The organism is Ruegeria sp. CDSB114 (assembly GCF_059611025.1).
Genome location: NZ_JBXWOT010000001.1, coordinates 1,160,203 through 1,183,255 on the forward strand (window position 1 = coordinate 1,160,203; position 23,053 = coordinate 1,183,255).

28 protein-coding genes are annotated in these 23,053 nt (G+C 57.9%); all 28 read right to left on the reverse strand.

From position 1 onward, the window contains the following. Positions 1-2 precede the first annotated feature (2 nt). Positions 3-1,547 (reverse strand): NADH-quinone oxidoreductase subunit M, encoded by a 1,545-nt coding sequence (locus tag AC2FIP_RS05740; RefSeq protein ID WP_271950170.1) that lies wholly within the window; start codon positions 1,545-1,547, stop codon positions 3-5. Continuing rightward, a complete protein-coding gene (gene nuoL / locus AC2FIP_RS05745; RefSeq protein WP_496785496.1) occupies positions 1,547-3,697 on the reverse strand; it encodes an NADH-quinone oxidoreductase subunit L in 2,151 nt (716 codons plus the stop codon). The genes AC2FIP_RS05740 and nuoL overlap by 1 nt, the downstream gene beginning before the upstream one ends. 6 nt (positions 3,698-3,703) lie before the next feature. After that, positions 3,704-4,009 (reverse strand): NADH-quinone oxidoreductase subunit NuoK, encoded by a 306-nt coding sequence (gene nuoK, locus AC2FIP_RS05750; RefSeq protein WP_005984024.1) that lies wholly within the window; start codon positions 4,007-4,009, stop codon positions 3,704-3,706. Then, on the reverse strand, positions 4,006-4,539 hold the full coding sequence (locus AC2FIP_RS05755) for a hypothetical protein (protein ID WP_496785498.1): 534 nt from the start codon (positions 4,537-4,539) through the stop codon (positions 4,006-4,008). Before AC2FIP_RS05755 ends, nuoK begins: the two co-directional genes overlap by 4 nt. Then, a complete protein-coding gene (locus AC2FIP_RS05760; protein ID WP_472723312.1) occupies positions 4,539-5,141 on the reverse strand; it encodes an NADH-quinone oxidoreductase subunit J in 603 nt (200 codons plus the stop codon). Before AC2FIP_RS05760 ends, AC2FIP_RS05755 begins: the two co-directional genes overlap by 1 nt. Continuing rightward, positions 5,138-5,548, reverse strand: coding sequence for a carboxymuconolactone decarboxylase family protein (locus AC2FIP_RS05765; RefSeq protein WP_496785500.1), 411 nt, complete (start codon positions 5,546-5,548; stop codon positions 5,138-5,140). The genes AC2FIP_RS05760 and AC2FIP_RS05765 overlap by 4 nt, the downstream gene beginning before the upstream one ends. Beyond that, complete coding sequence (nuoI, locus tag AC2FIP_RS05770; protein WP_496785501.1) at positions 5,545-6,039, reverse strand: NADH-quinone oxidoreductase subunit NuoI; 495 nt, start codon at positions 6,037-6,039, stop codon at positions 5,545-5,547. The genes AC2FIP_RS05765 and nuoI overlap by 4 nt, the downstream gene beginning before the upstream one ends. A gap of 1 nt (position 6,040) precedes the next feature. Further along, complete coding sequence (nuoH, locus tag AC2FIP_RS05775; RefSeq protein ID WP_142634879.1) at positions 6,041-7,078, reverse strand: NADH-quinone oxidoreductase subunit NuoH; 1,038 nt, start codon at positions 7,076-7,078, stop codon at positions 6,041-6,043. 204 nt (positions 7,079-7,282) lie between these two features. Next, positions 7,283-9,304 carry an NADH-quinone oxidoreductase subunit NuoG gene (gene nuoG / locus AC2FIP_RS05780; protein ID WP_496785503.1) on the reverse strand — a complete coding sequence of 674 codons (2,022 nt, stop codon included), beginning with the start codon at positions 9,302-9,304 and terminating at the stop codon, positions 7,283-7,285. Between the two features lie 8 nt (positions 9,305-9,312). Then, positions 9,313-9,738: a DUF5333 family protein gene (locus AC2FIP_RS05785; RefSeq protein WP_271950187.1), complete on the reverse strand. Its 426-nt coding sequence runs from the start codon at positions 9,736-9,738 to the stop codon at positions 9,313-9,315. Positions 9,739-9,758: 20 nt separating this feature from the next. Beyond that, positions 9,759-10,163, reverse strand: a complete 405-nt coding sequence (locus AC2FIP_RS05790; protein ID WP_271950189.1) for a DUF5333 domain-containing protein — start codon at positions 10,161-10,163, stop codon at positions 9,759-9,761. 98 nt (positions 10,164-10,261) lie between these two features. Continuing rightward, the gene (locus AC2FIP_RS05795; RefSeq protein ID WP_142634885.1) at positions 10,262-10,645 is read right to left on the reverse strand and encodes a hypothetical protein; all 384 of its coding nucleotides are present in this window, start codon (positions 10,643-10,645) and stop codon (positions 10,262-10,264) included. Next, positions 10,645-11,061: an MAPEG family protein gene (locus AC2FIP_RS05800; protein WP_142634887.1), complete on the reverse strand. Its 417-nt coding sequence runs from the start codon at positions 11,059-11,061 to the stop codon at positions 10,645-10,647. The genes AC2FIP_RS05795 and AC2FIP_RS05800 overlap by 1 nt, the downstream gene beginning before the upstream one ends. A 5-nt stretch (positions 11,062-11,066) precedes the next feature. Next, positions 11,067-12,365, reverse strand: coding sequence for an NADH-quinone oxidoreductase subunit NuoF (gene nuoF, locus AC2FIP_RS05805; RefSeq protein ID WP_496785806.1), 1,299 nt, complete (start codon positions 12,363-12,365; stop codon positions 11,067-11,069). 12 nt (positions 12,366-12,377) lie between these two features. Continuing rightward, complete coding sequence (locus AC2FIP_RS05810) at positions 12,378-12,599, reverse strand: DUF5337 domain-containing protein (RefSeq protein WP_271950193.1); 222 nt, start codon at positions 12,597-12,599, stop codon at positions 12,378-12,380. Positions 12,600-12,631: 32 nt separating this feature from the next. After that, entirely contained in the window at positions 12,632-13,732 is a 1,101-nt protein-coding gene (gene nuoE, locus AC2FIP_RS05815; protein ID WP_496785505.1) for an NADH-quinone oxidoreductase subunit NuoE, read from the reverse strand. After that, on the reverse strand, positions 13,732-14,148 hold the full coding sequence (locus AC2FIP_RS05820) for a hypothetical protein (RefSeq protein WP_496701741.1): 417 nt from the start codon (positions 14,146-14,148) through the stop codon (positions 13,732-13,734). The genes nuoE and AC2FIP_RS05820 overlap by 1 nt, the downstream gene beginning before the upstream one ends. Further along, entirely contained in the window at positions 14,145-15,368 is a 1,224-nt protein-coding gene (locus AC2FIP_RS05825; protein WP_185956626.1) for an NADH-quinone oxidoreductase subunit D, read from the reverse strand. Before AC2FIP_RS05825 ends, AC2FIP_RS05820 begins: the two co-directional genes overlap by 4 nt. After that, positions 15,368-15,499 carry a hypothetical protein gene (locus tag AC2FIP_RS05830; protein WP_281972810.1) on the reverse strand — a complete coding sequence of 44 codons (132 nt, stop codon included), beginning with the start codon at positions 15,497-15,499 and terminating at the stop codon, positions 15,368-15,370. Before AC2FIP_RS05830 ends, AC2FIP_RS05825 begins: the two co-directional genes overlap by 1 nt. Before the next feature lies 1 nt (position 15,500). Further along, positions 15,501-15,674: a hypothetical protein gene (locus tag AC2FIP_RS05835; RefSeq protein WP_170433422.1), complete on the reverse strand. Its 174-nt coding sequence runs from the start codon at positions 15,672-15,674 to the stop codon at positions 15,501-15,503. After that, positions 15,674-16,279, reverse strand: coding sequence for an NADH-quinone oxidoreductase subunit C (locus AC2FIP_RS05840; RefSeq protein WP_271950203.1), 606 nt, complete (start codon positions 16,277-16,279; stop codon positions 15,674-15,676). Before AC2FIP_RS05840 ends, AC2FIP_RS05835 begins: the two co-directional genes overlap by 1 nt. Before the next feature lie 10 nt (positions 16,280-16,289). Continuing rightward, positions 16,290-16,823 carry a NuoB/complex I 20 kDa subunit family protein gene (locus AC2FIP_RS05845; RefSeq protein WP_037307875.1) on the reverse strand — a complete coding sequence of 178 codons (534 nt, stop codon included), beginning with the start codon at positions 16,821-16,823 and terminating at the stop codon, positions 16,290-16,292. Then, positions 16,814-17,179, reverse strand: coding sequence for an NADH-quinone oxidoreductase subunit A (locus tag AC2FIP_RS05850; protein WP_496785508.1), 366 nt, complete (start codon positions 17,177-17,179; stop codon positions 16,814-16,816). Before AC2FIP_RS05850 ends, AC2FIP_RS05845 begins: the two co-directional genes overlap by 10 nt. A gap of 182 nt (positions 17,180-17,361) precedes the next feature. Continuing rightward, positions 17,362-18,144, reverse strand: a complete 783-nt coding sequence (locus AC2FIP_RS05855) for a crotonase/enoyl-CoA hydratase family protein (RefSeq protein WP_496785509.1) — start codon at positions 18,142-18,144, stop codon at positions 17,362-17,364. Positions 18,145-18,147: 3 nt separating this feature from the next. After that, entirely contained in the window at positions 18,148-19,002 is an 855-nt protein-coding gene (locus tag AC2FIP_RS05860; RefSeq protein WP_496750169.1) for a hydroxymethylglutaryl-CoA lyase, read from the reverse strand. Between the two features lie 64 nt (positions 19,003-19,066). Beyond that, positions 19,067-20,998, reverse strand: a complete 1,932-nt coding sequence (locus AC2FIP_RS05865; RefSeq protein WP_496785511.1) for an acetyl/propionyl/methylcrotonyl-CoA carboxylase subunit alpha — start codon at positions 20,996-20,998, stop codon at positions 19,067-19,069. Next, complete coding sequence (locus AC2FIP_RS05870) at positions 20,973-21,446, reverse strand: hypothetical protein (RefSeq protein WP_496785512.1); 474 nt, start codon at positions 21,444-21,446, stop codon at positions 20,973-20,975. The genes AC2FIP_RS05865 and AC2FIP_RS05870 overlap by 26 nt, the downstream gene beginning before the upstream one ends. 2 nt (positions 21,447-21,448) lie before the next feature. Next, positions 21,449-23,053 carry a carboxyl transferase domain-containing protein gene (locus AC2FIP_RS05875; protein WP_496785514.1) on the reverse strand — a complete coding sequence of 535 codons (1,605 nt, stop codon included), beginning with the start codon at positions 23,051-23,053 and terminating at the stop codon, positions 21,449-21,451.

Consider the following 23,053-nt stretch of genomic DNA (forward strand, 5'->3'; position numbering starts at 1 on the left):
CCTTAATGCGAGGCGGCTGTCTGGGTCGCGGTCTCAGCCGCGGCCAGAGCCGTATCATAGTTCGAAATCAGCGCGGCAGTCGAGTTGCCAATCACATCTGTTACCAGCGATGGATACACACCCAGCAGGATCGTCATGACGATCAGGGGGGCAAATATCAACCGCTCGCGCGAGCTCATATCAGTCATCGCCTTGAGGCTTTCTTTGATAAGATCCCCAAATACGACCCGACGATACAGCCACAAAGCATATCCCGCCGAGAAGATAACACCAGTCGCGGCCACAGCAGTCACCCAGGTATTGACCTGGAATGCGCCCATCAGGGTCAGGAACTCTCCGATGAACCCACTGGTGCCCGGCAGGCCAACATTGGCCATGGTGAACAGCATGAAGACCAGCGCGTAGGCAGGCATCCGGATTACCAGACCGCCATAGGCCTCGATATCGCGGGTGTGCATCCGGTCATAGATCACGCCGACACACAGGAAGAGCGCCGCCGAGATGAACCCGTGGCTGAGCATCTGGAAGATGGCTCCGTCGACACCCTGCTGGTTTGCCGCAAAGATGCCCATGGTGACAAAGCCCATATGTGCGACCGAGGAATAAGCGATCAGCTTTTTCATATCCTCCTGCACCAGAGCAACCAGCGATGTGTAAACCACAGCGATGGCCGACATCCACAGCACCAGATCGGTCATCACCGCCGACCCCACCGGGAACATCGGCAGGCTGAACCGCAGGAAGCCATAGCCACCCATCTTCAACAGGATCGCCGCCAGTACGACCGAACCCGCCGTTGGCGCCTGCACGTGTGCATCGGGCAGCCAGGTGTGGACCGGCCACATCGGCATCTTCACCGCAAATGAGGCAAAGAACGCCAGGAACATCAGCGTCTGCATACCGCCTACGATATGGATGCCCAGAACGGTAAAGCTGTCGGACGAGAAATGATGCGCCATCAGCGCTTCGATATCCGTCGTGCCTGCATCCGCATACATCGCAACCATAGCCACCAGCATCAGCACAGAGCCAAGGAACGTGTAGAGGAAGAACTTGAAGCTGGCATAGATGCGCTCTTTACCACCCCAGATGCCGATGATCAGGAACATCGGGATCAGACCCGCTTCGAAGAACAGGTAGAACAGCACCAGGTCCAACGCCATGAACACGCCAAGCATCAGCGTTTCCAGCAGCAGGAAAGCAATCATGTATTCCTTGACGCGGTCTGTCACATTCCAGCTGGCCAGAATTGTCAGCGGCATAATGAAAGTGGTCAGCAACACGAACAGGACGCTGATGCCATCCACACCCATCTTGTATTTCAGACCCATCAGCCACTGGCCCTCTTCCACCATCTGGAAGCCGGTGTTTTCAGGATCAAAGCCAGTATAGATGCCAATCGAGACCAGGAAGGTCACCGTCGTCGCAACCATGGCCACCCATTTGGCATTGCGTTGCGCGGCTGCGTCGTCGCCCTGCAGAAACAGCGCCAGAATGGCGGCCGCCGCTGCGGGGATGAAGGTGACGATCGAGAGGATATTGTCCATTAGTGTGCGCCTCCGCCGATCGACATCCAGGTGACCAGGGCAGCAATTCCCAGGACCATCCAGAAGGCATAGGTAAATATGTAACCAGTCTGCGCCTTGCCTGCGAGGCGGGTGAAGAATGGCACGATGCCCATCGCTACCCCGTTCAGGAAACCGTCAATCGTGTTGCCGTCGCCGCGTTTCCACAGGAACCGCCCAAGTGCCAAGGCAGGTTTGACGAAGATCGCGTCATAGATCTCATCAAAGTACCATTTGTTCAGCAGGAACAGATAAAGCGGACGCTGGTTTGCTGCCAAGCGCGCGGGCAACGTCGTATTCACGATATAGAACCAATAGGCCACGATGAAACCAAGCAGCATCGCAACGAAGGGTGAGACCTTGACCCATTTCGGAACAGCATGCGCATCGTCCAGCACATGATTGTCCGGTGCGATGTAGAGCGCGCCTTCTCCGGGCGTGCCAACAAAGGCATAATGGTGATCGCCGCCCTGCGCGTCCTTCTCACCATGGCTGTCCTCCGCGTGACCGGCATCCGCATGCGTATCGTCGCCGTGTTTATCTTCGGCATGGGTATCTTCCCCATGCGCGCCCTCTGCCGCGTGGCCATCCACCGAAGCCTCTGCAACCGGAATGCCATAGAACTGGCCGACCTTGTCGGTGTGGCCAAAAAAGTTGCCATACCAGATCATCCCGGCGAAAACCGCACCCAGCGACAGAACGCCCAGCGGAACCAGCATGACCAACGGGCTTTCATGCGCATGGTCGTGCGTGTGTTTGTCCCCGCGCGGCTCGCCATAGAAGGTCAGGAAAATCAGACGCCAGCTGTAAAACGAGGTGAATACCGCTGCAATCACCAGCATCCAGAACGCGTAGCCGGTGCCTCCGGCAAAGGCGCTTTCGATGATCGCGTCTTTCGACAGGAACCCGGCAAAGCCAAATGTGGTCAGAGGAATACCAACGCCGGTAATCGCCAGCGTGCCGATCATCATCGCCCAAAACGTATAAGGGATCTTCTTCCGCAATCCGCCATACTCGGTCATCTCTTGCTCGTGATGCATCGCGTGGATCACGGAACCAGCGCCAAGGAACAGCAGCGCCTTGAAGAACGCGTGCGTCAACAGGTGGAACATGGCAGCCGAGTACATACCAACGCCCGCGGCGACGAACATGTAACCCAGCTGCGAGCAGGTCGAATAAGCGATGACGCGTTTGATATCGGTCTGCACCAAACCCACGGTCGCGGCAAAGAACGCCGTCGACGCACCAAGGAAGGTGATGAACCCGGTCGCACCCGGCGCAAACTCCATCAGCGGCGACATGCGGCAGATCAGGAATACACCCGCAGTCACCATGGTCGCGGCGTGGATCAGGGCTGATACAGGCGTCGGACCTTCCATCGCATCCGGCAACCAGGTGTGCAGGAACAACTGTGCCGATTTGCCCATCGCACCGATGAACAGCAGAACGCAGATCACCTCGATCGCGGTCCATTCACCCCACAGGAAGTGCAGCTTCTCTTCGGCCAATGCCGGGGCAGAGGCGAAGATGTCCGAGAAATTGATGCTGTCGGTCAGCAGGAATAGCGCAAAGATGCCAAGCGCAAAGCCAAAGTCCCCAACCCGGTTGACGATAAACGCCTTCATCGCAGCGGCGTTGGCGGTGGGCTTGCGATAGTAGAACCCGATCAGCAGATAAGACGCGACGCCCACACCTTCCCAGCCAAAGAACATCTGAACCAGATTGTCCGCCGTCACTAGCATCAGCATGGCAAAGGTAAAGAAGGACAGATAGGCAAAGAAGCGTGGCTTATAGCTTTCGCCTTCGCGCCATTGCGGATCGTGATCCATGTAGCCAAAGGAATACAGGTGCACCAGCGCCGAGACGGTCGTCACCACGATCAACATGATTGCTGTCAGCCGGTCCAGACGAATGGCCCAGCTTGTCGAGAGCGAGCCGCTTTCGATCCAGCGCATGATCTCGATCTGCTGGGTGTGGCCGTCGAACGTCAGGAAGACGATCCACGACAGCAAACAGGCCAGAAACAGCAGGCCCGTGGCGGTCCACATGGCGGCTTTCTCGCCAATGAATCTCCAGCCAAAGCCGCAGAGCAGCGCGCCCACCAGCGGGGCAAAGAGGATGGTGGTTTCCATGTTCTCTTACCCCTTCATCATATTGACGTCTTCAACCGCGATGGTGCCACGGTTGCGGAAGAAACAAACCAGAATGGCCAGCCCGATCGCTGCTTCGGCCGCCGCCACGGTCAACACGAACAGCGTAAACACTTGCCCGACCAGATCGCCCAGGAAGCTGGAGAACGCCACAAGGTTGATATTCACCGCCAACAGCATCAACTCGATGCTCATTAGCAGGATGATAACGTTCTTGCGGTTCAGGAAGAGACCGAAGATGCCGATGACGAACAGCGTCGCCGCGACCGTAAGATAGTGTTCAAGTCCGATCATAGCTTCGCTCCTGGCGAGTCGGGATAGTAGAGTTTGCAGCCGCAATAAAAGTCAGGGTAATCGCGCGGTCTTGCGCCCCTGTCGTCAAAGGTTACGCCTGTCCGCACTTCAAAGCTTCGTTGCCGCAAAATTTTTGAAAGTTCCGCGATACTCTCGCCGGAACTGAGATCCAAGATTCCGTCAGGTTTTAGGAACCGAATAGTTTTTCGTAGCGACCCACATGAAACATAGCCTTCATCCTTGATAAGACCGTTGACCTGTACTTGCTCAGCCGATCGGCAATCCGAAACAACAGCGGTCTCTTCAGCGATATCCGTGATCACTTGATAGACTCGACCTTGACCTAGGTCCTGCGCGCCGTTTCCTCTTAAAAAGTCGTATCGCCCACCACCATCGAACGAGCAGTCCTCTTCAGCTCGCACTTTCTCATTTGCCCACCATGGTTTGTAAACAAGCGAACAAGCATCGGCCGCTGACGAAATCAACCCAACAAGAAAAAGGAGTGCGAAGAAATACGTGCGAGGAGCCATCACAACCCCTGCCCCGGTTTCACGTCCTTCAACTCCATCGCCTTGGCCGGGTCGCGCATCATCTGGCCGACGATGTCCTGACGCTTGATGTCCTTACGGTGGCGCAGTGTCAGCACGATGGCTCCGATCATGGCCACCAGCAGGATCAGGCCCGCCAGTTGGAACAGAAGGAAGTATTGATCGTAAAGGATGACACCCAGCGCCTCGGTGTTGTGGCGGTCCACGGGGATCGGTTGCGCTAGGTTGCTAGCTGCTCCCTGCGCGCTGTCCCAGGCCCCAAAGGCCATGACGAACTGCATCAGGATCACCAGACCGATCAGCAGAGCCAGCGGCATATAGCGCGCCATCTCGGCCTTGAGCTCAGCAAAGTCCACGTCCAGCATCATCACCACAAACAGGAACAAAACCGCGACCGCACCGACATAGACGATGATCAGCAGCATCGCCACGAACTCGGCCCCCAGCAGCACGAACAGCCCCGCCGCTGACAGGAACGACAGGATCAGCCATAGCACCGAGTGCACCGGCTGGCGGCTGATCACTGTGAACAGCCCGCCGGTGATGGCACTGATGGCAAACAGGTAGAATGCAAAGACGGTCATTGATCCGTATCCTCGTTATCGCCCAGAACCTCTTGCGCCAGTTCCAGCGCGCGGGTCATGGCCGGGATGCCGGCAAAGACCGACATCTGACCGATCGCTTCCACGATCTCTTGTTTCTTGGCACCGGCTTCCACAGCGTGGCGCACGGTCTGACGCACCGCCGCATCCGCCTGCGCGCCCTGACAGGTCAGCCCGGCCAGTGTCAGCAACAGGCGCGTTTTGGCATCCAACCCGTCTTTGTTGACGGTGTTGCCGAACATCATCTCCATGACTTCTTTTGGCATGGTCGGCCATAGAGTTTCGAACCCTTTGGGCGAGAAGCTCTCCATCGCAGGGTTCATCGCCTTGGCCATGTCCTGCGCCTGCTTCATCATCAGCTCAAACGGATTTGTCGGGGCGTCAGTCATCGGTACGGCGCGTCCATTTCCAGATTGCGGGCGATCTCGGCTTCCCAGCGCTCACCGTTGTCGAGCAGTTTATCCTTGTCGTAGAACAACTCTTCGCGGGTTTCCGTGGCGAATTCGAAATTCGGACCTTCGACGATGGCATCGACCGGGCAGGCCTCTTGGCAGAAACCGCAATAGATGCACTTGGTCATGTCGATGTCATAGCGCGTGGTACGGCGGCTGCCATCTTCGCGCGGTTCGGCGTCGATTGTAATGGCCTGTGCAGGGCAGATCGCCTCGCAGAGTTTGCAGGCAATACAGCGTTCTTCACCGTTGGGGTAGCGACGCAGGGCGTGTTCACCGCGAAAACGCGGAGACAGAGGACCCTTTTCATGCGGGTAGTTCAGGGTGGCCTTCGGTGCGAAGAAGTACTTCAGTCCCAGCTTCATGCCGACCCAGAAGTCCTGTAGCAGGAAGTACTTGGCGGCGCGGGTGTAGTCGATTTGGGTCATGTCAGCCTCCTACGCTCCAGCGAGCGAATGCACCCCAGAACCAGTCGAATTTTGCCGCAAAGGCCACGAATACCACCCAGGCCAGCGAAAACGGCAGGAAGACTTTCCAACCCAGCCGCATCAGCTGGTCATAGCGGTAGCGCGGCGTGATCGCCTTAACCATTGCGAAGAGGAAGAAGAAGAACGCCATCTTAGCGACCATCCACAACACGCCGTCGGGCAGGCCCGGGATCGGGGACAGCCAGCCGCCGAAAAACAGCAGCGTGGTCAGCGCGCACATCAGGAAAATGGCGATATATTCGCCAGCCATGAACAACAGGAAAGGCGTGGCCGAGTATTCGACCTGATAGCCCGCGACCAGTTCGGATTCCGCCTCTGGCAGGTCAAACGGTGGGCGGTTGGTTTCGGCCAGCGCCGAGATGAAAAACAGGAAGACCATTGGGAAATGCGGCAACCAGTACCAGCTGAAGAACCCAAAGCGCCCGTCTTGCGCATGCACGATGTCACCGAAGTTCATCGACCCGGTCGACAGGATCACACCGATGATGATCAGACCAATCGAGACCTCGTAGGAAATCATCTGAGCGGCAGAGCGCAATGAGCCAAGGAAAGGGTACTTTGAGTTCGACGCCCACCCCCCCATGATCACGCCATAAACCTCCAACGAGGACACGGCGAAGACATACAGGATGGCGACATTTATATCCGACAGCACCCAGCCGTCGTTGAACGGAATCACGGCCCAGGCGATCATCGCCAGAACAAATGAGGTCAAAGGCGCGAGGATAAAGACGGTGCGGTCTGCACCCGCTGGGATAACCACCTCTTTAACCACATACTTCAGCGCGTCGGCCACGGATTGCAGCAGGCCATAGACGCCCACCACGTTGGGGCCACGGCGCATCTGAACCGCCGCCCAGATCTTCCGGTCTCCATAGACAAGGAACAACAGCGAGATCATCACAAAGGCCACAACGGCAAGCACTTGTGCCAGAATGATGAGGGCTATTCCGCCTGGGGTGTTAAAGAATTCAGCCATTGGTCCTCACACCGTGGGTATTCCGTTTTCCGCACGAAATGCTAAGGCCATGTGCCTGCGCAAAGTGCGTCTGGGTCGGCGCGTTGGTGTAAACAGCATCTGCAGCCTCTACGCCACCCTTTTTATTCCGTTTCATAGGCAAAACAGGGGCGAGCCCCTGTCCGACCAGCAAAGGGTCGAAATGCGATATGACAGAGTTTCGGTTCATTCCGCCGCGATCTTTTCGCCTTTGCGTGCCTGCGTCTGCGCCGATAGCTCAGCCATCAACTGCGAGGCCCGTGCAATCGGGTTGCTCAGGTAGAAGTCCTTGACGGTGTGACGGAAGCTCGCCTTGCCCAGAGGGCCGAGCTTCAGCGCCTGAACCTCGTTTTCGATCACCTCGTCGATACGGGCCAGATGCGGCACCGCCTCGATCAGCGCGGTGCGTAGTTGCGCCAGCGAGTCATAAGGCAGCGTCGCACCCAGTTCGGCAGACAATGCGCGCAGGATCGCCCAGTTTTCCTTCGCCTCACCTGGTGCAAACCCGGCACGCATCGCCAGTTGCGGGCGGCCTTCGGTGTTCACAAACAGGCCGTTTTCCTCGGTATAGGCTGCGCCCGGCAGGATCACGTCGGCGCGGTGCGCACCTCGATCGCCATGGCTGCCCTGATAGATGACAAAGGCGCCGTCGCCGATTTCAACTTCATCGGCACCGAGATTATAGATCACATCCGCCGCGCTGATTGCATCCATGCCACCTTCGTTGGTGGCATCGACATCCATAGAACCAACACGTGAGGCGGCTGTGTGCAGGACAATCAAACCGCTTTCGGTATTCGCCGCAATGGTTTGCGCAGCGGCCAAAACCGCAGCGCCATCCGCTTCCTGCAATGCACCCTGACCAATGATGACCAACGAGCCTTTGCCCTTGACCTCATCATCTCCGCCCATATCCACCACCTGCTGCAATGCCGCACGATCATCGCCGACATGGTGGTAGTCATAGGTCAGATCGACAGCCGGGCCGACCACAGCAATCTCGGCCCCATGCGCCCAGGCTTTGCGAATGCGCGCGTTCAGCACCGGCGCCTCATCGCGCGGGTTGGTTCCGATCAGCAGAATGCGCTCGGCGCTGTCGATATCTTCGATCGCGGCGGTCCCGGCATAGGCCGCGCGGTTGCCCGTTGGCAACTTGGCGCCATCGGTACGGCATTCGACAACCCCGCCCTGCCCTTCAATCATCTGCTTCAGAGCAAACGTAGCCTCGACCGGGGCCAAGTCGCCCACGATACCGGCGGGCTTTTCAGCCCCTTTCAACGCCTCGGCCGCTTTGGTCAACGCCTCGGGCCACGTCGCCGGGCGCAGCTTACCGTTTTCACGCAGGTATGGCTTGTCCAGCCGCTGACGACGCAGGCCGTCCCACACAAACCGCGTCTTATCACTGATCCATTCTTCGTTCACGCCATCATGATTGCGCGGCAAAAAGCGCATGACTTCGCGCCCTTTGGTATCCACGCGAATGTTCGAGCCCAAGGCATCCATCACGTCGATGCTTTCGGTCTTGGTCAGTTCCCAAGGGCGCGCGGTGAAAGCATAGGGTTTCGAGGTCAGCGCCCCGACGGGGCACAAGTCGATGATATTACCTTGCAGATTCGAATCCAGCGTCTGGTTCAGATATGACGTGATCTCGGCGTCTTCGCCCCGCCCGGTTTGACCCATCTGAGTGATCCCGGCCACTTCGGTTGTAAAGCGCACGCAGCGGGTGCAACTGATACAGCGGGTCATCGCGGTGCCAACCAGCGGACCCAGATCCAGATCATCGACCGCGCGCTTGGCTTCCTTAAACCGCGTGCCCGACATGCCATAAGCCATCGCCTGATCTTGCAGATCGCACTCGCCACCCTGATCGCAGATCGGGCAATCCAGCGGGTGGTTGATCAGCAAGAACTCCATCACTCCTTCGCGGGCCTTCTTGACCATGGGCGAGTTGGTTTTGACCACCGGTGCTTGCCCTTCCGGCCCCGGACGAAGATCGCGCACCTGCATCGCACAAGAGGCCGCAGGTTTGGGCGGCCCCCCAACAACTTCGACCAGACACATCCGGCAGTTCCCGGCAATCGACAGACGCTCGTGATAGCAAAAGCGCGGCACTTCGACCCCGGCCTGTTCGCAGGCCTGAATCAGGGTCATCGCACCATCGACTTCGATTTCCTGTCCGTCGATGTTAACTTTGCGGAGGTCAGACATGATTTAAACTACCCTTTCAGGAATGTGCCGATAGCAGATTTTTTGGCGATTTCGCTTCGCCCTGCCGAGCACATCGTATCTGGAACGCCAATCACGATGCCGTTTCCTTGGATATAGCGAATAGCGTCGTCCTGTATCCGCTTCCGCGGCAAATTTCTTTCGAGATAGACAAAATCACTTTCCCGATACCCCTTGGCTTCTAGGTCGTCAGCTACCGTTTTCATGCTTTGCCTGATCTGCGAACGATTGAGCGACAAATTCGGACAACCGCCTGCAATCTGCTCTGCCATAGCGTTGGCAAAGGCCACATCATAGAGGCTCTGCGGAACCTGTGTACGAAACTGAGCGCGAGATGTGTCAGCGTCCAAAGCTTGGCTGGATGTTGACTCGCATCCAGCTAAGACCAAAAGCAAAACACCAGCAAAGCCCGTCATCAAAGCTCTGAAACCCATACTCAATTCGCCCTCAAATACACGCCGATGGCGCTGTTTCTTTCAATTTCCGCGCGACCAAGCGTACAGAAGGAATTCGGCCGGTCATACGACACGCCATTTTGGGCCAGATAGGCCTCGCCCTTGGCGCGCATTCGGTCTTTTTCTGCATCCGAATCGACATAGGAGCGGATTTCACTGTCGGAATAGCCCAACTGGTTCGCCTTCGACCGCAAGCCCCACATCACACCAATCGCCTTCATACGCCGCCCGCTGATGGAGGGGCAGTATTCCGAAATTTCGTTCGCGATAGCGATGTAATAGAGTTCGTTGTCGATCTCTTTGACTTCGCGCAAGGGAGGTTTAGCCAAAGCAACCGCAGGCAGTGTCAGCGCCGTTGCAACGGCAAGCATTTTGATACCAGACATGACAAATCCTTTCGTCTTGGAAAGACCAAGACGACGGAGGCCAGCATTGCTATGCAATAGCAATGGGCCTGTCACGGCGTGATATGCAAAAAACCGCTTCATGGACGGCGGCAGCTCCCGGCAAAGGTTAGTCTGTCATCGTTGATCTGAAGGTTTTGTGGTTCGGTATCCGGCCCGACCTTCCAGTCGATCCTGGAGGATCCGAAATTCGCGATGCAAAACTTGGTGCCCTCATAACGGCCGGCCTCGCGTGCACCATCCAATGAGGCAGATACTCCTTTGATCACAACGGTGAAATCCGAAGGAGACGCTTTTTTGTTGATGTGCTTTGCTTTGGCTCTGAACGACTTGCCATCGAATAGAATACGATCTTCCGAAGGCTTAATCAGCCCGCAGGCCGAAACCGCCACCAACAGTAAAACTGCGCCGATGAGGGAAACATTCTTGGTTCTGGTCACAAGATCAACAGTTCGTTCAATCATTAAAACGCCGCCACCAATGCCATGATCCCCATCACGAACATGCAAAGCCAGGCAACCACGTAAAGAACCGAGCGCAAGCCAGAGTTCGGCTTACCCAGTCCACGCAGATGAACAAACAGCATTGCCAGACGCGAAACCAGTGCCACCGAGGCGAGCAAGTTTACCCAAAACGGGCTGACCCCCAACAAAATTGCCGCGATCGTCACCGCCGCAAAAGCAGGAAGCGTTTCAGTGCCGTTCAGATAGGCACGGTTCAACCGATAGGCCCTGTCTGAATAATCTTGCTCGGGCGTGGCGCCTGGCGCCAGCCCCTTACCCTGTTTGGCCATTGCCGAAAATGGGGCTAGGAACAGGACGACGAGGGTGAAGATCATCACCGATGCAAGTGCATGGCCATAGTCCGAGAATACTTCCATTTGAATCACTCCGCTGCCATCGCACCCGTGCGGCCCGATTTCTGGGCCTTGATGCGGTCTTCGATTTCTTCCCGGAAATTGCGGATCAGGCCCTGGATTGGCCAGGCTGCCGCATCACCGAGGGCACAGATCGTGTGGCCTTCGACCTGTTTGGTCACGTCAAACAGCATGTCGATCTCTTCCAACTCGGCCTCACCGCGCACAAGGCGATCCATGACGCGCATCATCCATCCGGTGCCTTCACGACACGGTGTGCACTGACCGCAGCTTTCATGTTTGTAAAACTTCGACAATCGCCAGATCGCTTTAATTATATCGGTGGATTTATCCATCACGATCACCGCAGCCGTACCCAGGCCCGAGCCCAGATCGTTGCGCAGGTGGTCAAAGTCCATGATCGCGTCGCGCATGTTCTCACCGCGCACACAGGGCACCGACGAACCACCCGGAATAACCGCCAGCAAATTGTCCCAGCCGCCGCGAATGCCGCCGCAATGGGTTTCGATCAGCTGTTCAAACGGAATCGACATCGCCTCTTCAACGACGCAAGGATTGTTCACATGGCCCGAGATCGCAAACAGCTTGGTGCCCGCGTTGTTCTGACGGCCAAAGCCTGCGAACCAGTCGGCCCCGCGACGCAAGATCGTCGGCACTACCGCAATGGATTCCACATTGTTCACCGTGGTTGGGCACCCATACAAACCTGCGCCCGCCGGGAACGGCGGCTTCATCCGCGGCATGCCCTTTTTGCCCTCAAGGCTTTCGATCAGGGCAGTTTCTTCACCACAGATATAGGCGCCCGCCCCGTGATGCAGGAACAGATCGAAGTCCCAGCCTGACCCAGCGGCGTTCTTGCCCAACAAACCGGCGTCATAGGCTTCGTCAATCGCGGCCTGCAGCGCCTCACGCTCGCGGATGTATTCACCGCGCAGGTAGATATAGCAAGTATGCGCATTCATCGCGAAAGAGGCTATCAGGCAGCCTTCGATCAGCGTATGCGGATCATGGCGCATGATTTCACGGTCTTTGCAGGTGCCAGGCTCGGATTCATCCGCATTTACCACCAGATAGGACGGGCGACCGTCACTTTCCTTGGGCATGAAGGACCACTTCAGACCGGTTGGAAAACCCGCACCGCCCCGGCCGCGCAGCCCTGAATCCTTCATCGTCTGGATGATCCAGTCGCGCCCGTTGCCGATCAGGCTAGCGGTGCCGTCCCAATGCCCCCGGGCCTGTGCACCGCGCAATGTACGCTCATGCATCCCGTAGATGTTGGTAAAGATCCTGTCCTGATCCTTCAGCATCATGTGTTACCTTCAGCTGTCCTGACGCATGCGCCAGAGTTGAAATATGTTGACGCCCGCATAGATGAACCCGGCCAACGCAGCAAAATCAAACAACAGCGCATAGCGTCCCGGCAGTTCCATCGCAGGGCCAATGAACATGGTCATGGCAAGCCAGATCAGCATGGTCACGGCGATGACCACTCCGATATGTCGACCCTTGCGGGCCATGGCCTGTTCCTTGTCCTTGTCCATCTTGTCCTAAATGCCCAGAGCGGGCACACATCCTAGTCTTCGTATGTACCGTCGTCCTTGGCCCGCTTGGCGAACTCGGTTTCTTCACCCGCCGCCAGCTTGGTGGCCTGATCAATCCAGCCGTCTCTCTCGATCCGGCCTTTGAACTTCAACCGCGCATCAACCCAGGCAACCTGCTCGGGCGTCCATTTGGCGATCTGATCATAATGATAGAAGCCCAGCTCGTTCAGCGTCTTCTCAAGCTTAGGCCCGACACCTTTAAGCAGCTTCAGATCGTCCGACTTGCCGTCCCGCGCACCCGAAAGCGTGTCGGGCTGGTCTTCTTTGACCGCCTTCGCCTCAGCCGCTTGTTTCACCGCGGGTTTGGCCGGTGCGGGGGCCTTGGGAGGATTCGGAGCAGCCTTTGTCGCCGCCGCCTTGCCATCCTTGCCCAGCCATGGCGTCAGGATCGGAACCTCGGTCCCGTCGATGCGCTTGACGGTATCCCCCAGATCAGTCGCCAACTGAACGCTGGCGTTATACTGGGTTCGGCCGCTGTCATATTCTGACAGGCTGGTCAGCCCCTTCAAAGGCTCTGCCGCATAGCGCCCGTTCTGAGGGCCCGGTGTCGGCACCTTGCCAGCGGCCAGATCGTCGATGATCTTGCCAAAACCCTCGGCGGTCAGGTCTTCGTAATAGTCCTTGCCGATCTGCGCCATTGGCGCGTTGGTGCAAGAGCCAAGGCATTCGACCTCTTCCCAGCTCAGCTTGCCATCGGCGGACAAAGCATGCGGCTTGGCGGCGATCTTGTCCTTGCAGACCGCGATCAGATCCTCGGCCCCGCAGATCATGCAGGACGTGGTCCCGCACACCTGAATATGCGCGACCGAGCCAACCGGCTGCAGCTGAAACATGAAATAGAACGAGGCGACTTCGAGCACGCGGATATAGGCCATGCCCAGCATGTCAGCGACAGATTCAATCGCCGGGCGGCTCAGCCAGCCCTCCTGCTCCTGCGCGCGCCACAGCAGTGGGATGACTGCACTGGCCTGACGCCCCTCGGGGTATTTGGTGATCTGCGCTTTGGCCCATTGCCGGTTGGCAGCGGTAAAGGCGAAGCTTTCGGGTTGTTCGGGATGAAGACGGCGGAGCATTAAGCACATTCCCCATTTTCTGCCAATCCAAGTTTCCATAAATTTGGATCATTTGAATTATTGGACGAGATCACTTTGGCGTCCACTAGATCAAAAATGGCCCACAAAAATGGCTCTTGTCCGGCGGGACAGTTCTCAACGCCTGACCCCGCCAACAATCTAGAATACACCATGCAGCTTTCTGATGAGCTAAGTTTGCTCAACACATAGTTCGAAGCGCGCTCTTCAAGCGATCTGTAGTGCTCGAACACCTCCGGAAACTCGTCAACCGGATAACAACCTTTCGTTGCGCTACAGTCGGCTACTTTCTCCAGAAGGTCTGGGGATAGAAAGAGGCAAAAATCACTCAAAGGCGCCGCCGATACCGCATGGCCCATAGGAAGGATAGCTAAGGTAAACGCTAAGAGCTTCTTCACCGATCAATCTCCCCAAACACAACGTCCATGGTGCCGATGATGGCTGCGACGTCGGCCAGTTGGTGGCCTCCGGCGATGTGATCCATGGCTTGCAGGTGCAGGAAGCCCGGCGCGCGCAGTTTGGCCCTGTAAGGCTTGTTGGTGCCATCGGCGACCAGATAGACGCCGAACTCACCCTTCGGGGCCTCGACGGCGGCATAGACCTCGCCCGCGGGCACGTGGAAGCCTTCGGTATACAGCTTGAAGTGATGGATCAGGCTTTCCATCGAGGTTTTCATATCCGAGCGTTTCGGCGGGGTGATCTTGCCGCGGGCCAGCACATCTCCGGGGCATTCGCGGATTTTGGCGATGGCCTGACGGATGATGTGCAGCGACTGGCGCATCTCTTCCATGCGGCAAAGATAACGGTCATAGCAGTCACCGTTCTTGCCGACGGGGATCTGGAATTCAAACTCGTCATAGCATTCATAGGGCTGCGCGCGACGCAGGTCCCAGGCCAGGCCCGATCCACGGACCATTACACCCGAAAAACCGTATTTCTGGATGTCATCCTCAGTCACCACACCAATATCGGCGTTGCGCTGTTTGAAGATGCGGTTTTCGGTCAGCAGACCATCAATGTCGTCGAGAATGGTGGGGAATTCGTGGCTCCACGCCTCGATATCGTCCAGCAGTTCCGGCGGCAGGTCCTGATGCACACCGCCGGGGCGAAAATAAGCCGCGTGCAGACGGGCGCCGCAGGCGCGTTCATAGAACACCATCAGCTTTTCGCGTTCTTCGAAACCCCAAAGAGGCGGGGTCAACGCGCCCACATCCATCGCCTGAGTGGTCACGTTCAGCAAGTGGTTCAGAATGCGCCCGATCTCGGAATACAGTACCCGGATCAATGAGCCGCGGCGCGGCACCTCGACCCCGGTCAGCTTTTCGATGGCCAGACACCAGGCATGTTCCTGGTTCATCGGCGCCACATAGTCCAGACGGTCGAAATACGGCAGGTTCTGCAGATACGTCCGGCTTTCCATCAGCTTTTCGGTGCCACGGTGCAACAAACCGATATGCGGGTCGCAACGCTCAACAATCTCGCCATCCAGCTCAAGCACAAGCCGCAAAACCCCGTGCGCCGCAGGGTGTTGCGGGCCAAAGTTAATGTTGAAATTGCGGATCTTCTGTTCTCCGCTCAGCGCGTCCGTGCTGCCGTCATCATATCTTGAGCCGTCCATCAACGCCCCCGCCTATTCTTTTTCGCTTCGGCCCGAACCCGGACCTTTTCGGCCTCGGCCGCCTTGGCTGCAGCCCCCGCCAGAAGGACCCCCAGCGCACCCAGCACGATCAGTTCCCCCAGCATCATCATCTCAGCGGCGCTCCAGCTCTTGCAGTTTCAGCCCGACCCACCACAGCAACGCGATCGTGCCAAAGGGGATCAGACAGAGCAGGCACCAGTATTTGTTAATCCCGAAGAACGGCAAAATCTTCACCATCGGGATGATGGTCAGTGCAGAAAGGATCAGCCACCAAATGCCACCCATTATTCGCTCTCCTGTTTCTCATCGCCGGGCAGGATGTAATTCGCACCCTCCCACGGAGACATGAAATCAAACTGACGGTATTCCTGCACCAGATTGACCGGCTCATAGACCACACGCTTTTGCGCCTCGTCATAACGGACTTCGGTATAACCGGTGGTCGGGAAATCCTTGCGCAGCGGATAGCCACGAAAGCCATAGTCGGTCAGGATTCGCCGCAGATCAGGATGGCCCGAGAAAAGGATGCCAAACATATCGAACACCTCGCGCTCGAACCAGTTGGCCGAGGGGTGAACGTCGACAATCGACGGCACCATGTCATCCTCACGGATCGACACGCGCAGGCGGATACGCTGGTTCTGGTACATCGACAGGAAGTGATAGACCACATCGAACCGCTTCGCCCGTTCGGGATAGTCAACGGCTGTGATGTCCACCAGGGTCGAAAACTTGCAACTGGCATCGCCCTTCAGGAATTCGATAAATTCCACAAGGTTCGACGGGGCCACGTCCACGTTCAACTCATCATGGGTGACATCCCAGGACAGAACGCAATCGGTCCGTTTGAGTTCCAGCTGCGCGCCGAGTTCTTTGAGTGCTTCGCTCATTGCCCTCTCCTCAGCGTACAATGGTGCCGGTGCGGCGGATTTTGCGCTGCAGCTGCATCAGACCATACAACAGCGCCTCAGCCGTCGGAGGGCATCCAGGCACGTAGATATCGACCGGCACAATGCGGTCACAGCCGCGCACAACAGAATAGGAATAATGGTAATACCCGCCGCCATTGGCGCAGGAGCCCATCGAGATCACATAGCGCGGCTCGGGCATCTGGTCATAGACCTTACGCAGCGCAGGCGCCATTTTGTTGGTAAGCGTTCCGGCCACAATCATCACATCCGACTGACGTGGGGACGCGCGTGGCGCGATACCAAACCGTTCTGCATCATAACGCGGCATCGAGGTGTGCATCATCTCAACTGCGCAACAGGCCAGCCCGAAGGTCATCCAGTGCAACGACCCGGTGCGCGCCCAATTGATGATATCCTCGGTCGAAGTTAGCAGGAACCCTTTGTCCTGCAGCTCGGCATTCAGGGCCTGGGTGGCGACTTCTTTATCGACGCCGGCGGTGTTTGCACCCGTCATCACTCCCATTCCAGGGCCCCCTTCTTCCATTCATAGGCAAAGCCGATGGTCAGAACGCCCAGGAACACCATCATGGACCAGAATCCGACATCGCTGATGTCTTTGAAAGCCACGGCCCAAGGGAACAGGAACGCAATTTCCAGATCGAAGATGATGAAAAGAATCGCGACCAGATAGAATCGGACGTCGAATTTCATCCGCGCATCGTCGAAGGCGTTGAAGCCGCATTCATAAGCGCTGACCTTTTCCGGGTCGGGATTGCGGACGGCCAGCACCACTGCGGCAAGAATCAGGAAGATTCCAAGGCCCGCAGCGACGACCAGAAACACCAGGATCGGGAGGTACTCCCGCAGCAGGTCTTCCACGAATAGCTCCTTTCCTGCGCGTGCCCCGTAGGGGAGCGCCGTCAATTAGCGTGTTGACTGGACATTCTCTATCCGCGCGGGGTCAGAGGGTCAACCAAACACAACCGCATGGCACCCTAATATTCCGTTTCATTCCAGCCGAACTTCGATCCGTGAAACGTCCAGACCGACAGAACGTAAACCTAACTATTCCATACAGGTTTTCGCTTGTCGAAGAATGCGCTGATTCCCTCATACGCCTCGTCGGTTTCCCAGCGCGCAACAAGCGCCCGGATCGTTTGGTCGATAACGGGATCGTCAACACGCGGCCCTAGACTATGGACCAAGGCCTTGGCCGAGGCCACCGCACCAGGCGCACATGACAAATAGGGTTCAACCTCGGCCTCGACAGCGTCCGCCAGATCTTCTGCTGAGACCGTTTTGGCCAATAGGCCCAAATCGACGGCCTCGGCCGCGTCAAACAATCGGGCCGACATAAAGACCCGCCGCGCACGTGCCGCCCCCATCCGAGCGACAACATAGGGGCCGATGGTGGCCGGGATCAGACCCAGTCGCGTCTCGGTCAGGCCCATTTTCAGGGTCTCGACACCTATTGCCACGTCGCAGACGGCGGCAAGGCCCACGCCGCCACCAAAGGCGTTGCCCTGTAACGCTCCGATCAGCGGTTTGGGCATCACGTTCAACGCCTGCAACATCTCGGCCAGTTTGCGTGCTTCGACAAAGCGTGTCTGAGGATCCGCTGCCATCTGGTCCTGCATCCAGCCCAGATCCCCACCGGCACAAAAGCTTTTGCCTGCTCCGGTCAGAACGACGACGCGCACAGTGCCATCGCTGCCCAACTGCACCGCCGCTTGTGTCAGTTCCCGGATCATCTGCGCGGACATCGCATTATGCTTCTCCGGGCGGTTCAGCGTCAGGGTTGCAACGCCACGTGGATCAACCGTGACCGAGATCGTTTCAAACATTGCCTACTCCGCCCTCATGGCCAGTGCCATTTGTGCCGCTTGTTCCACGATCCCCAGATCAAGTCCCGTTTCGTATCCAAGACGCTCTAGATGCGCGACCACGGCTTCGGTGGCCACGTTCCCTGCGGCGCCAGGTGCGTAGGGGCAACCGCCCAGCCCCCCGACTGCTGAGTCAAATGTCCGCACGCCCAGCGCCAATGCAGCGTCGATATTGTCGATGGCCCGACCATTGGTGTCGTGGAAATGTCCCGCCAAGCGGGTAACAGGCACCGTCTCACGCACCGCCAGAAGCATATGGGCGATAGTGTCCGGTGTTCCTTGCCCGATCGTATCTCCCAGCGATACCTCATAGCAACCCAGCGCAAATAGTGTGTCCGCAATCTCGGCCACCTTCTCGGGTGGGGTCGGACCATCATAGGGGCAGTCGGTCACGCAGGACACGTAACCGCGCACCGGCAGATCAATATGGCGCGCAGCCTCTAGGATCGGTTTGAACCTCTCAATGGATTCGGCGATGGTCGCGTTGACATTGGCCTTCGAGAACCCTTCCGAGGCAGATGCGAATACGGCAATCTCATCCGCTTTGGCAGACAAGGCGTCCTCGTACCCGCGCATATTCGGCGTCAGCGCCGCATAGCGCACCTTACCAACCCGCTGAATCCCGGCCAGAACATCGGCACTGCCAGCCATCTGGGGCACCCATTTCGGAGACACAAAACTGGCAACTTCGATCCGATTGAAGCCCGCCTTGCTCAGGCAATCGATCAGAGCGACCTTCTCGGCAACAGGAATTTCCCGCTGTTCGTTCTGCAGCCCATCACGTGGCCCTACTTCAAAAATGTCGACCCGTTCACCCATAGCTTTCGCCTCCCGTTATGCCGTGTTGTCCAGACTGTGCCACGTTGCGGCGCAGCGGGACAGATCATTCCTCCTCCAGCCGGACCAGCGCCGCGCCAGCCTCGACCTGAGCGCCCGTTTCGGCCAGCACCTCGGCGATCACGCCATCACGGGCAGCCAGCAAGGAATGTTCCATTTTCATCGCTTCCAGAATGGCCAGTCGATCACCCTCTGAAACGGCTTGCCCTACGGTGGCGAACATGGCCTTGACCAGACCGGGCATCGGCGCCTCGACCACATTGGTATCACCCAAGGCGCTTGCATCGCGATCCAGCGGATCGACATGCTCAAACACTTGCCCATAGTCATCGAATACTGTGATTGTCGCACCAGCCAGTGCCACGGGCGGCATCGGGCGGTCATCAATGTACCAGCCTCCATTGCGCCGTTGCGCCAGAACCGTTGTGTCCTTGATCTGCCAGACCTGCCGGTCAGGTCCTTCGACCTGTACGTCTAGATCAATGAGCTCGCTATCGCACTTCAACTGGACGGCCCGGTGCAGCGGCGCCCACAGGCTGAAACCCGTGTCGGGCCCGGTCTCGACCAGATCAAGCGCCGTCATGGCTGCTGCAACAATCAAGCGCGCGCGCGCATCAGAAGTTCGGACCAGCCCGTCGATATCCCGACCGATCAGCCCGGTATCGACATCGCCCGCCGCAAATCCGGGGTGCCGGGTCAGCGCGCCAAGAAACGAGAGATTCGTGACCGTCCCGGCAACCTCGGTCCGCCGCAGAACCCGGTGCAGGTTTTCCAGCGCCACCGCACGCGTCGGGCCATGCACCACGACCTTGGCAATCATCGGATCGTACCAAGGGCTGATTGTATCGCCGGACCGCACTCCGCTATCGGCGCGGCATTCCGCAGGAAAGCGCAGATGTGTCAGCGTACCTGTTGCGGGCAGAAACCCTTTGGGCACGTCCTCGGCGTAAAGCCGGGCTTCGAACGCATGCCCGTTGATCGTCAGGTCATCCTGCGTTTTTGGCAACGCCTCACCCGAAGCGACTCGCAACTGCCATTCGACCAGATCAACGCCGGTAATCGCCTCGGTCACGGGGTGTTCCACCTGCAAGCGCGTGTTCATCTCCATGAACCAGAACCGATCCGGGCGCAGCCCGTCCGAGGCATCGACGATGAACTCAACCGTGCCTGCGCCTTTGTAGCCAATCGCCTCGGCGGCCCGCACGCCCGCCTGCCCCATGGCCTCACGCATTTCAGTTGTCATTCCAGGAGCCGGGGCCTCTTCGATCACTTTCTGGTGCCGCCGTTGCAGCGAACAATCGCGTTCGAACAAATGTACCGCTTGGGTGCCATCGCCGAACACTTGCACCTCGATATGCCGGGGCTTGGATACGAATTTTTCGACCAGAACGGCATCGTTGCCAAAGGCGGTTTTCGCCTCTCCCCGCGCACTGTCTAGAGCCTCAGTAAAGTCTTCGGGGTGCTCTACCAGCCGCATCCCCTTGCCGCCGCCCCCCGCAACGGCTTTGATCAGCACTGGATAGCCGATGGTCTGGGCCGCGCCCGCCAGCTGATCAGGGTCTTGGTTATCGCCGTGATAACCCGGAACCACGGGCACGCCCGCCTGCTCCATCAACACTTTTGCCGCGTCTTTGAGGCCCATCTTGCGGATCGCATCCGCCGAGGGCCCGATAAAGATCAGACCCGCAGCCTCAACCGCGTCAACGAAACCGGGGTTTTCAGACAGAAACCCATAGCCGGGGTGGATCGCCTGCGCGCCCGTATCCAGCGCGGCCTGTATGATCACATCGCCTTTCAGATAGCTCTCCGCCGGGGCGGCCCCGCCGATATGCACCGCCTCATCTGCCATTTGCACGTGCTTGGCGGAGGCATCCGCTTCGGAATACACTGCAACACAGGACACACCCATTTTCTGAGCCGTTTCCATCACCCGACAGGCAATCTCGCCCCGGTTAGCAATCAGGATTTTGTTGAACATTGTAAACCGGCCCTTCGAATGACACGCCATTCGGCATTTCAGTTTTGATATCCCATGAAGACGCTGTGCATTCGAACGTTTCATCACGGAGATAGAATATGTAGTGATTGGTAAGCGCCGGCTTTTCTCCAACAATAACCCAGGGAGTTCTTTCCTGTTCCTCCAAGAGATCACCGGTCACAGCAAAGAACTCTCCCCATTCTGGCGCGAGTTTACTGAAGCGGCATTGACCCTTGTACCAACCTTCATCATTGACTGGCAAAAACCGGAACCTGTGGCATTTTTCGAATTTCAAATACAGCGCACCATGTGACAACTCAGTTGGATTGCTCCATACGTTCGGAGCAAAACGCAGCCAGCACTGGTTTTTCCCAATTCCAACCTTGGGCAGCGGAGCATTTGGATCTGCATTCCAATCAATGCTCAGTTTTTCGAATGACGTTGGCATATTCACATCCTGAACACGCCGAAACGTGTCTCTTCAATCGGGGCATTCAGGGCGGCACTCAGCGACAAGGCCAGAACATCGCGACTTTTGCGCGGGTCGATGATGCCGTCGTCCCATAGGCGCGCCGAGGCATAGAGTGGGTGAGATTGTTCCTCGAACATATCCAATGTTGGGCGCTTGAATTCGATCTCTTCCTCAGCCGACCAACTGCCACCCTGCCGCTCGATCCCGTCTCGTTTGACGGTGGCCAGCACGCCCGCCGCCTGCTCGCCCCCCATTACAGAAATACGCGAGTTCGGCCAAGTCCACAGGAACCTGGGCTGATAGGCCCGCCCCGCCATGCCATAGTTCCCGGCCCCGAACGAGCCCCCGACAAGCATGGTGATCTTGGGCACCGAGGTCGTGGCAACGGCTGTCACCATCTTTGCCCCGTGCCGCGCGATGCCTTCGTTTTCGTATTTGCGGCCCACCATAAAGCCGGTGATATTTTGCAGGAATACCAGCGGAATTTTGCGTTGCGAGCACAGCTCGACAAAATGCGCGCCCTTTTGGGCGGCCTCGGAAAACAGCACGCCGTTGTTGGCGATGATCCCAACCGGGCAGCCTTTGACATGGGCAAACCCGGTCACAAGCGTCTCACCAAAGCGCGGTTTGAATTCGTCGAACCGAGAGCCATCGACAAGCCGCGCGATCACCTCGCGGATATCATAGGGCGTGCGCAGGTCGGCGGGAACAACGCCCAGAATTTCCTCGGGGTCATAAGCCGGGTCTTCGGGGCTGGCCCAATCCACGGTCTGCGGTTTGCGCAGGTTCAGAGATCCCACCGCCTGCCGCGCCAAGGCCAGCGCGTGGGCGTCGTCCTCAGCCAGGTAATCGGCCACGCCGGACAGACGGGTATGGACGTCGCCACCGCCCAGATCCTCGGCGCTGACAACCTCTCCGGTCGCGGCTTTGACCAAGGGCGGACCGGCCAGAAAGATCGTGCCCTGATCTTTGACGATGATCGTCACATCCGACATCGCGGGCACATAGGCCCCGCCCGCCGTACACGAACCCATGACCACCGCGATCTGCGGGATTCCTTTGGCACTCATTCGGGCCTGATTATAGAAGATGCGGCCAAAGTGGTCACGGTCGGGAAAGACCTCATCCTGGTTGGGCAGGTTCGCCCCGCCGCTGTCGACCAGATAGATACAGGGGAGTTGGCTTTCCTCGGCAATCTCCTGCGCGCGCAGGTGTTTCTTGACCGACATCGGATAATAAGTGCCGCCCTTCACGGTGGCGTCGTTGCAAACCACCATGACCTCGCGCCCCTGCACCCGGCCAATGCCCGCAATCACACCAGCGCTTGGCGCTGCATCACCATACATCCCATGCGCCGCCGTCGCGCCGATTTCCAGAAACGGGGACCCTGGGTCCAGCAGGTTCGCAACCCGGCGCCGGGGCAGCATCTTGCCCCGCGATTCATGCCGCGCGCGGGATTTCTCACCCCCGCCCATACGGGCCGCTTCGGCAACGTCAGAGATTTGCCCCAGCGCGTCGAGATGAGCCGCGCGGTTTACTTTAAAGCCCTCAGAGGTGGGTATGGCTTTTGATCTGAGTTTCAT

What these genes read in the sequence shown, in the direction of transcription:
- AC2FIP_RS05855 (WP_496785509.1), bottom strand. Translation starts at nt 18,144, where the DNA reads ATGTTTGAAACGATCTCGGTCACGGTTGATCCACGTGGCGTTGCAACC.
- nuoK (WP_005984024.1), bottom strand. Translation starts at nt 4,009, where the DNA reads ATGATCGGACTTGAACACTATCTTACGGTCGCGGCGACGCTGTTCGTC.
- AC2FIP_RS05835 (WP_170433422.1), bottom strand. Translation starts at nt 15,674, where the DNA reads ATGGGTGGCATTTGGTGGCTGATCCTTTCTGCACTGACCATCATCCCG.
- nuoG (WP_496785503.1), bottom strand. Translation starts at nt 9,304, where the DNA reads ATGTCTGACCTCCGCAAAGTTAACATCGACGGACAGGAAATCGAAGTC.
- AC2FIP_RS05840 (WP_271950203.1), bottom strand. Translation starts at nt 16,279, where the DNA reads ATGAGCGAAGCACTCAAAGAACTCGGCGCGCAGCTGGAACTCAAACGG.
- AC2FIP_RS05825 (WP_185956626.1), bottom strand. Translation starts at nt 15,368, where the DNA reads ATGGACGGCTCAAGATATGATGACGGCAGCACGGACGCGCTGAGCGGA.
- nuoF (WP_496785806.1), bottom strand. Translation starts at nt 12,365, where the DNA reads ATGCTGAAGGATCAGGACAGGATCTTTACCAACATCTACGGGATGCAT.
- AC2FIP_RS05875 (WP_496785514.1), bottom strand. Translation starts at nt 23,053, where the DNA reads ATGAAACTCAGATCAAAAGCCATACCCACCTCTGAGGGCTTTAAAGTA.
- nuoI (WP_496785501.1), bottom strand. Translation starts at nt 6,039, where the DNA reads ATGACCCAAATCGACTACACCCGCGCCGCCAAGTACTTCCTGCTACAG.
- AC2FIP_RS05785 (WP_271950187.1), bottom strand. Translation starts at nt 9,738, where the DNA reads ATGACGGGCTTTGCTGGTGTTTTGCTTTTGGTCTTAGCTGGATGCGAG.
- AC2FIP_RS05870 (WP_496785512.1), bottom strand. Translation starts at nt 21,446, where the DNA reads ATGCCAACGTCATTCGAAAAACTGAGCATTGATTGGAATGCAGATCCA.
- AC2FIP_RS05860 (WP_496750169.1), bottom strand. Translation starts at nt 19,002, where the DNA reads ATGGGTGAACGGGTCGACATTTTTGAAGTAGGGCCACGTGATGGGCTG.
- AC2FIP_RS05790 (WP_271950189.1), bottom strand. Translation starts at nt 10,163, where the DNA reads ATGTCTGGTATCAAAATGCTTGCCGTTGCAACGGCGCTGACACTGCCT.
- AC2FIP_RS05765 (WP_496785500.1), bottom strand. Translation starts at nt 5,548, where the DNA reads ATGACTGACGCCCCGACAAATCCGTTTGAGCTGATGATGAAGCAGGCG.
- nuoE (WP_496785505.1), bottom strand. Translation starts at nt 13,732, where the DNA reads ATGCTCCGCCGTCTTCATCCCGAACAACCCGAAAGCTTCGCCTTTACC.
- AC2FIP_RS05810 (WP_271950193.1), bottom strand. Translation starts at nt 12,599, where the DNA reads ATGGACAAGGACAAGGAACAGGCCATGGCCCGCAAGGGTCGACATATC.
- AC2FIP_RS05740 (WP_271950170.1), bottom strand. Translation starts at nt 1,547, where the DNA reads ATGGACAATATCCTCTCGATCGTCACCTTCATCCCCGCAGCGGCGGCC.
- AC2FIP_RS05865 (WP_496785511.1), bottom strand. Translation starts at nt 20,998, where the DNA reads ATGTTCAACAAAATCCTGATTGCTAACCGGGGCGAGATTGCCTGTCGG.
- nuoH (WP_142634879.1), bottom strand. Translation starts at nt 7,078, where the DNA reads ATGGCTGAATTCTTTAACACCCCAGGCGGAATAGCCCTCATCATTCTG.
- AC2FIP_RS05845 (WP_037307875.1), bottom strand. Translation starts at nt 16,823, where the DNA reads ATGGGAGTGATGACGGGTGCAAACACCGCCGGCGTCGATAAAGAAGTC.
- AC2FIP_RS05760 (WP_472723312.1), bottom strand. Translation starts at nt 5,141, where the DNA reads ATGACCGTCTTTGCATTCTACCTGTTTGCCATCAGTGCCATCACCGGC.
- AC2FIP_RS05800 (WP_142634887.1), bottom strand. Translation starts at nt 11,061, where the DNA reads ATGGAAGTATTCTCGGACTATGGCCATGCACTTGCATCGGTGATGATC.
- AC2FIP_RS05795 (WP_142634885.1), bottom strand. Translation starts at nt 10,645, where the DNA reads ATGATTGAACGAACTGTTGATCTTGTGACCAGAACCAAGAATGTTTCC.
- nuoL (WP_496785496.1), bottom strand. Translation starts at nt 3,697, where the DNA reads ATGGAAACCACCATCCTCTTTGCCCCGCTGGTGGGCGCGCTGCTCTGC.
- AC2FIP_RS05755 (WP_496785498.1), bottom strand. Translation starts at nt 4,539, where the DNA reads ATGGCTCCTCGCACGTATTTCTTCGCACTCCTTTTTCTTGTTGGGTTG.
- AC2FIP_RS05830 (WP_281972810.1), bottom strand. Translation starts at nt 15,499, where the DNA reads ATGATGATGCTGGGGGAACTGATCGTGCTGGGTGCGCTGGGGGTCCTT.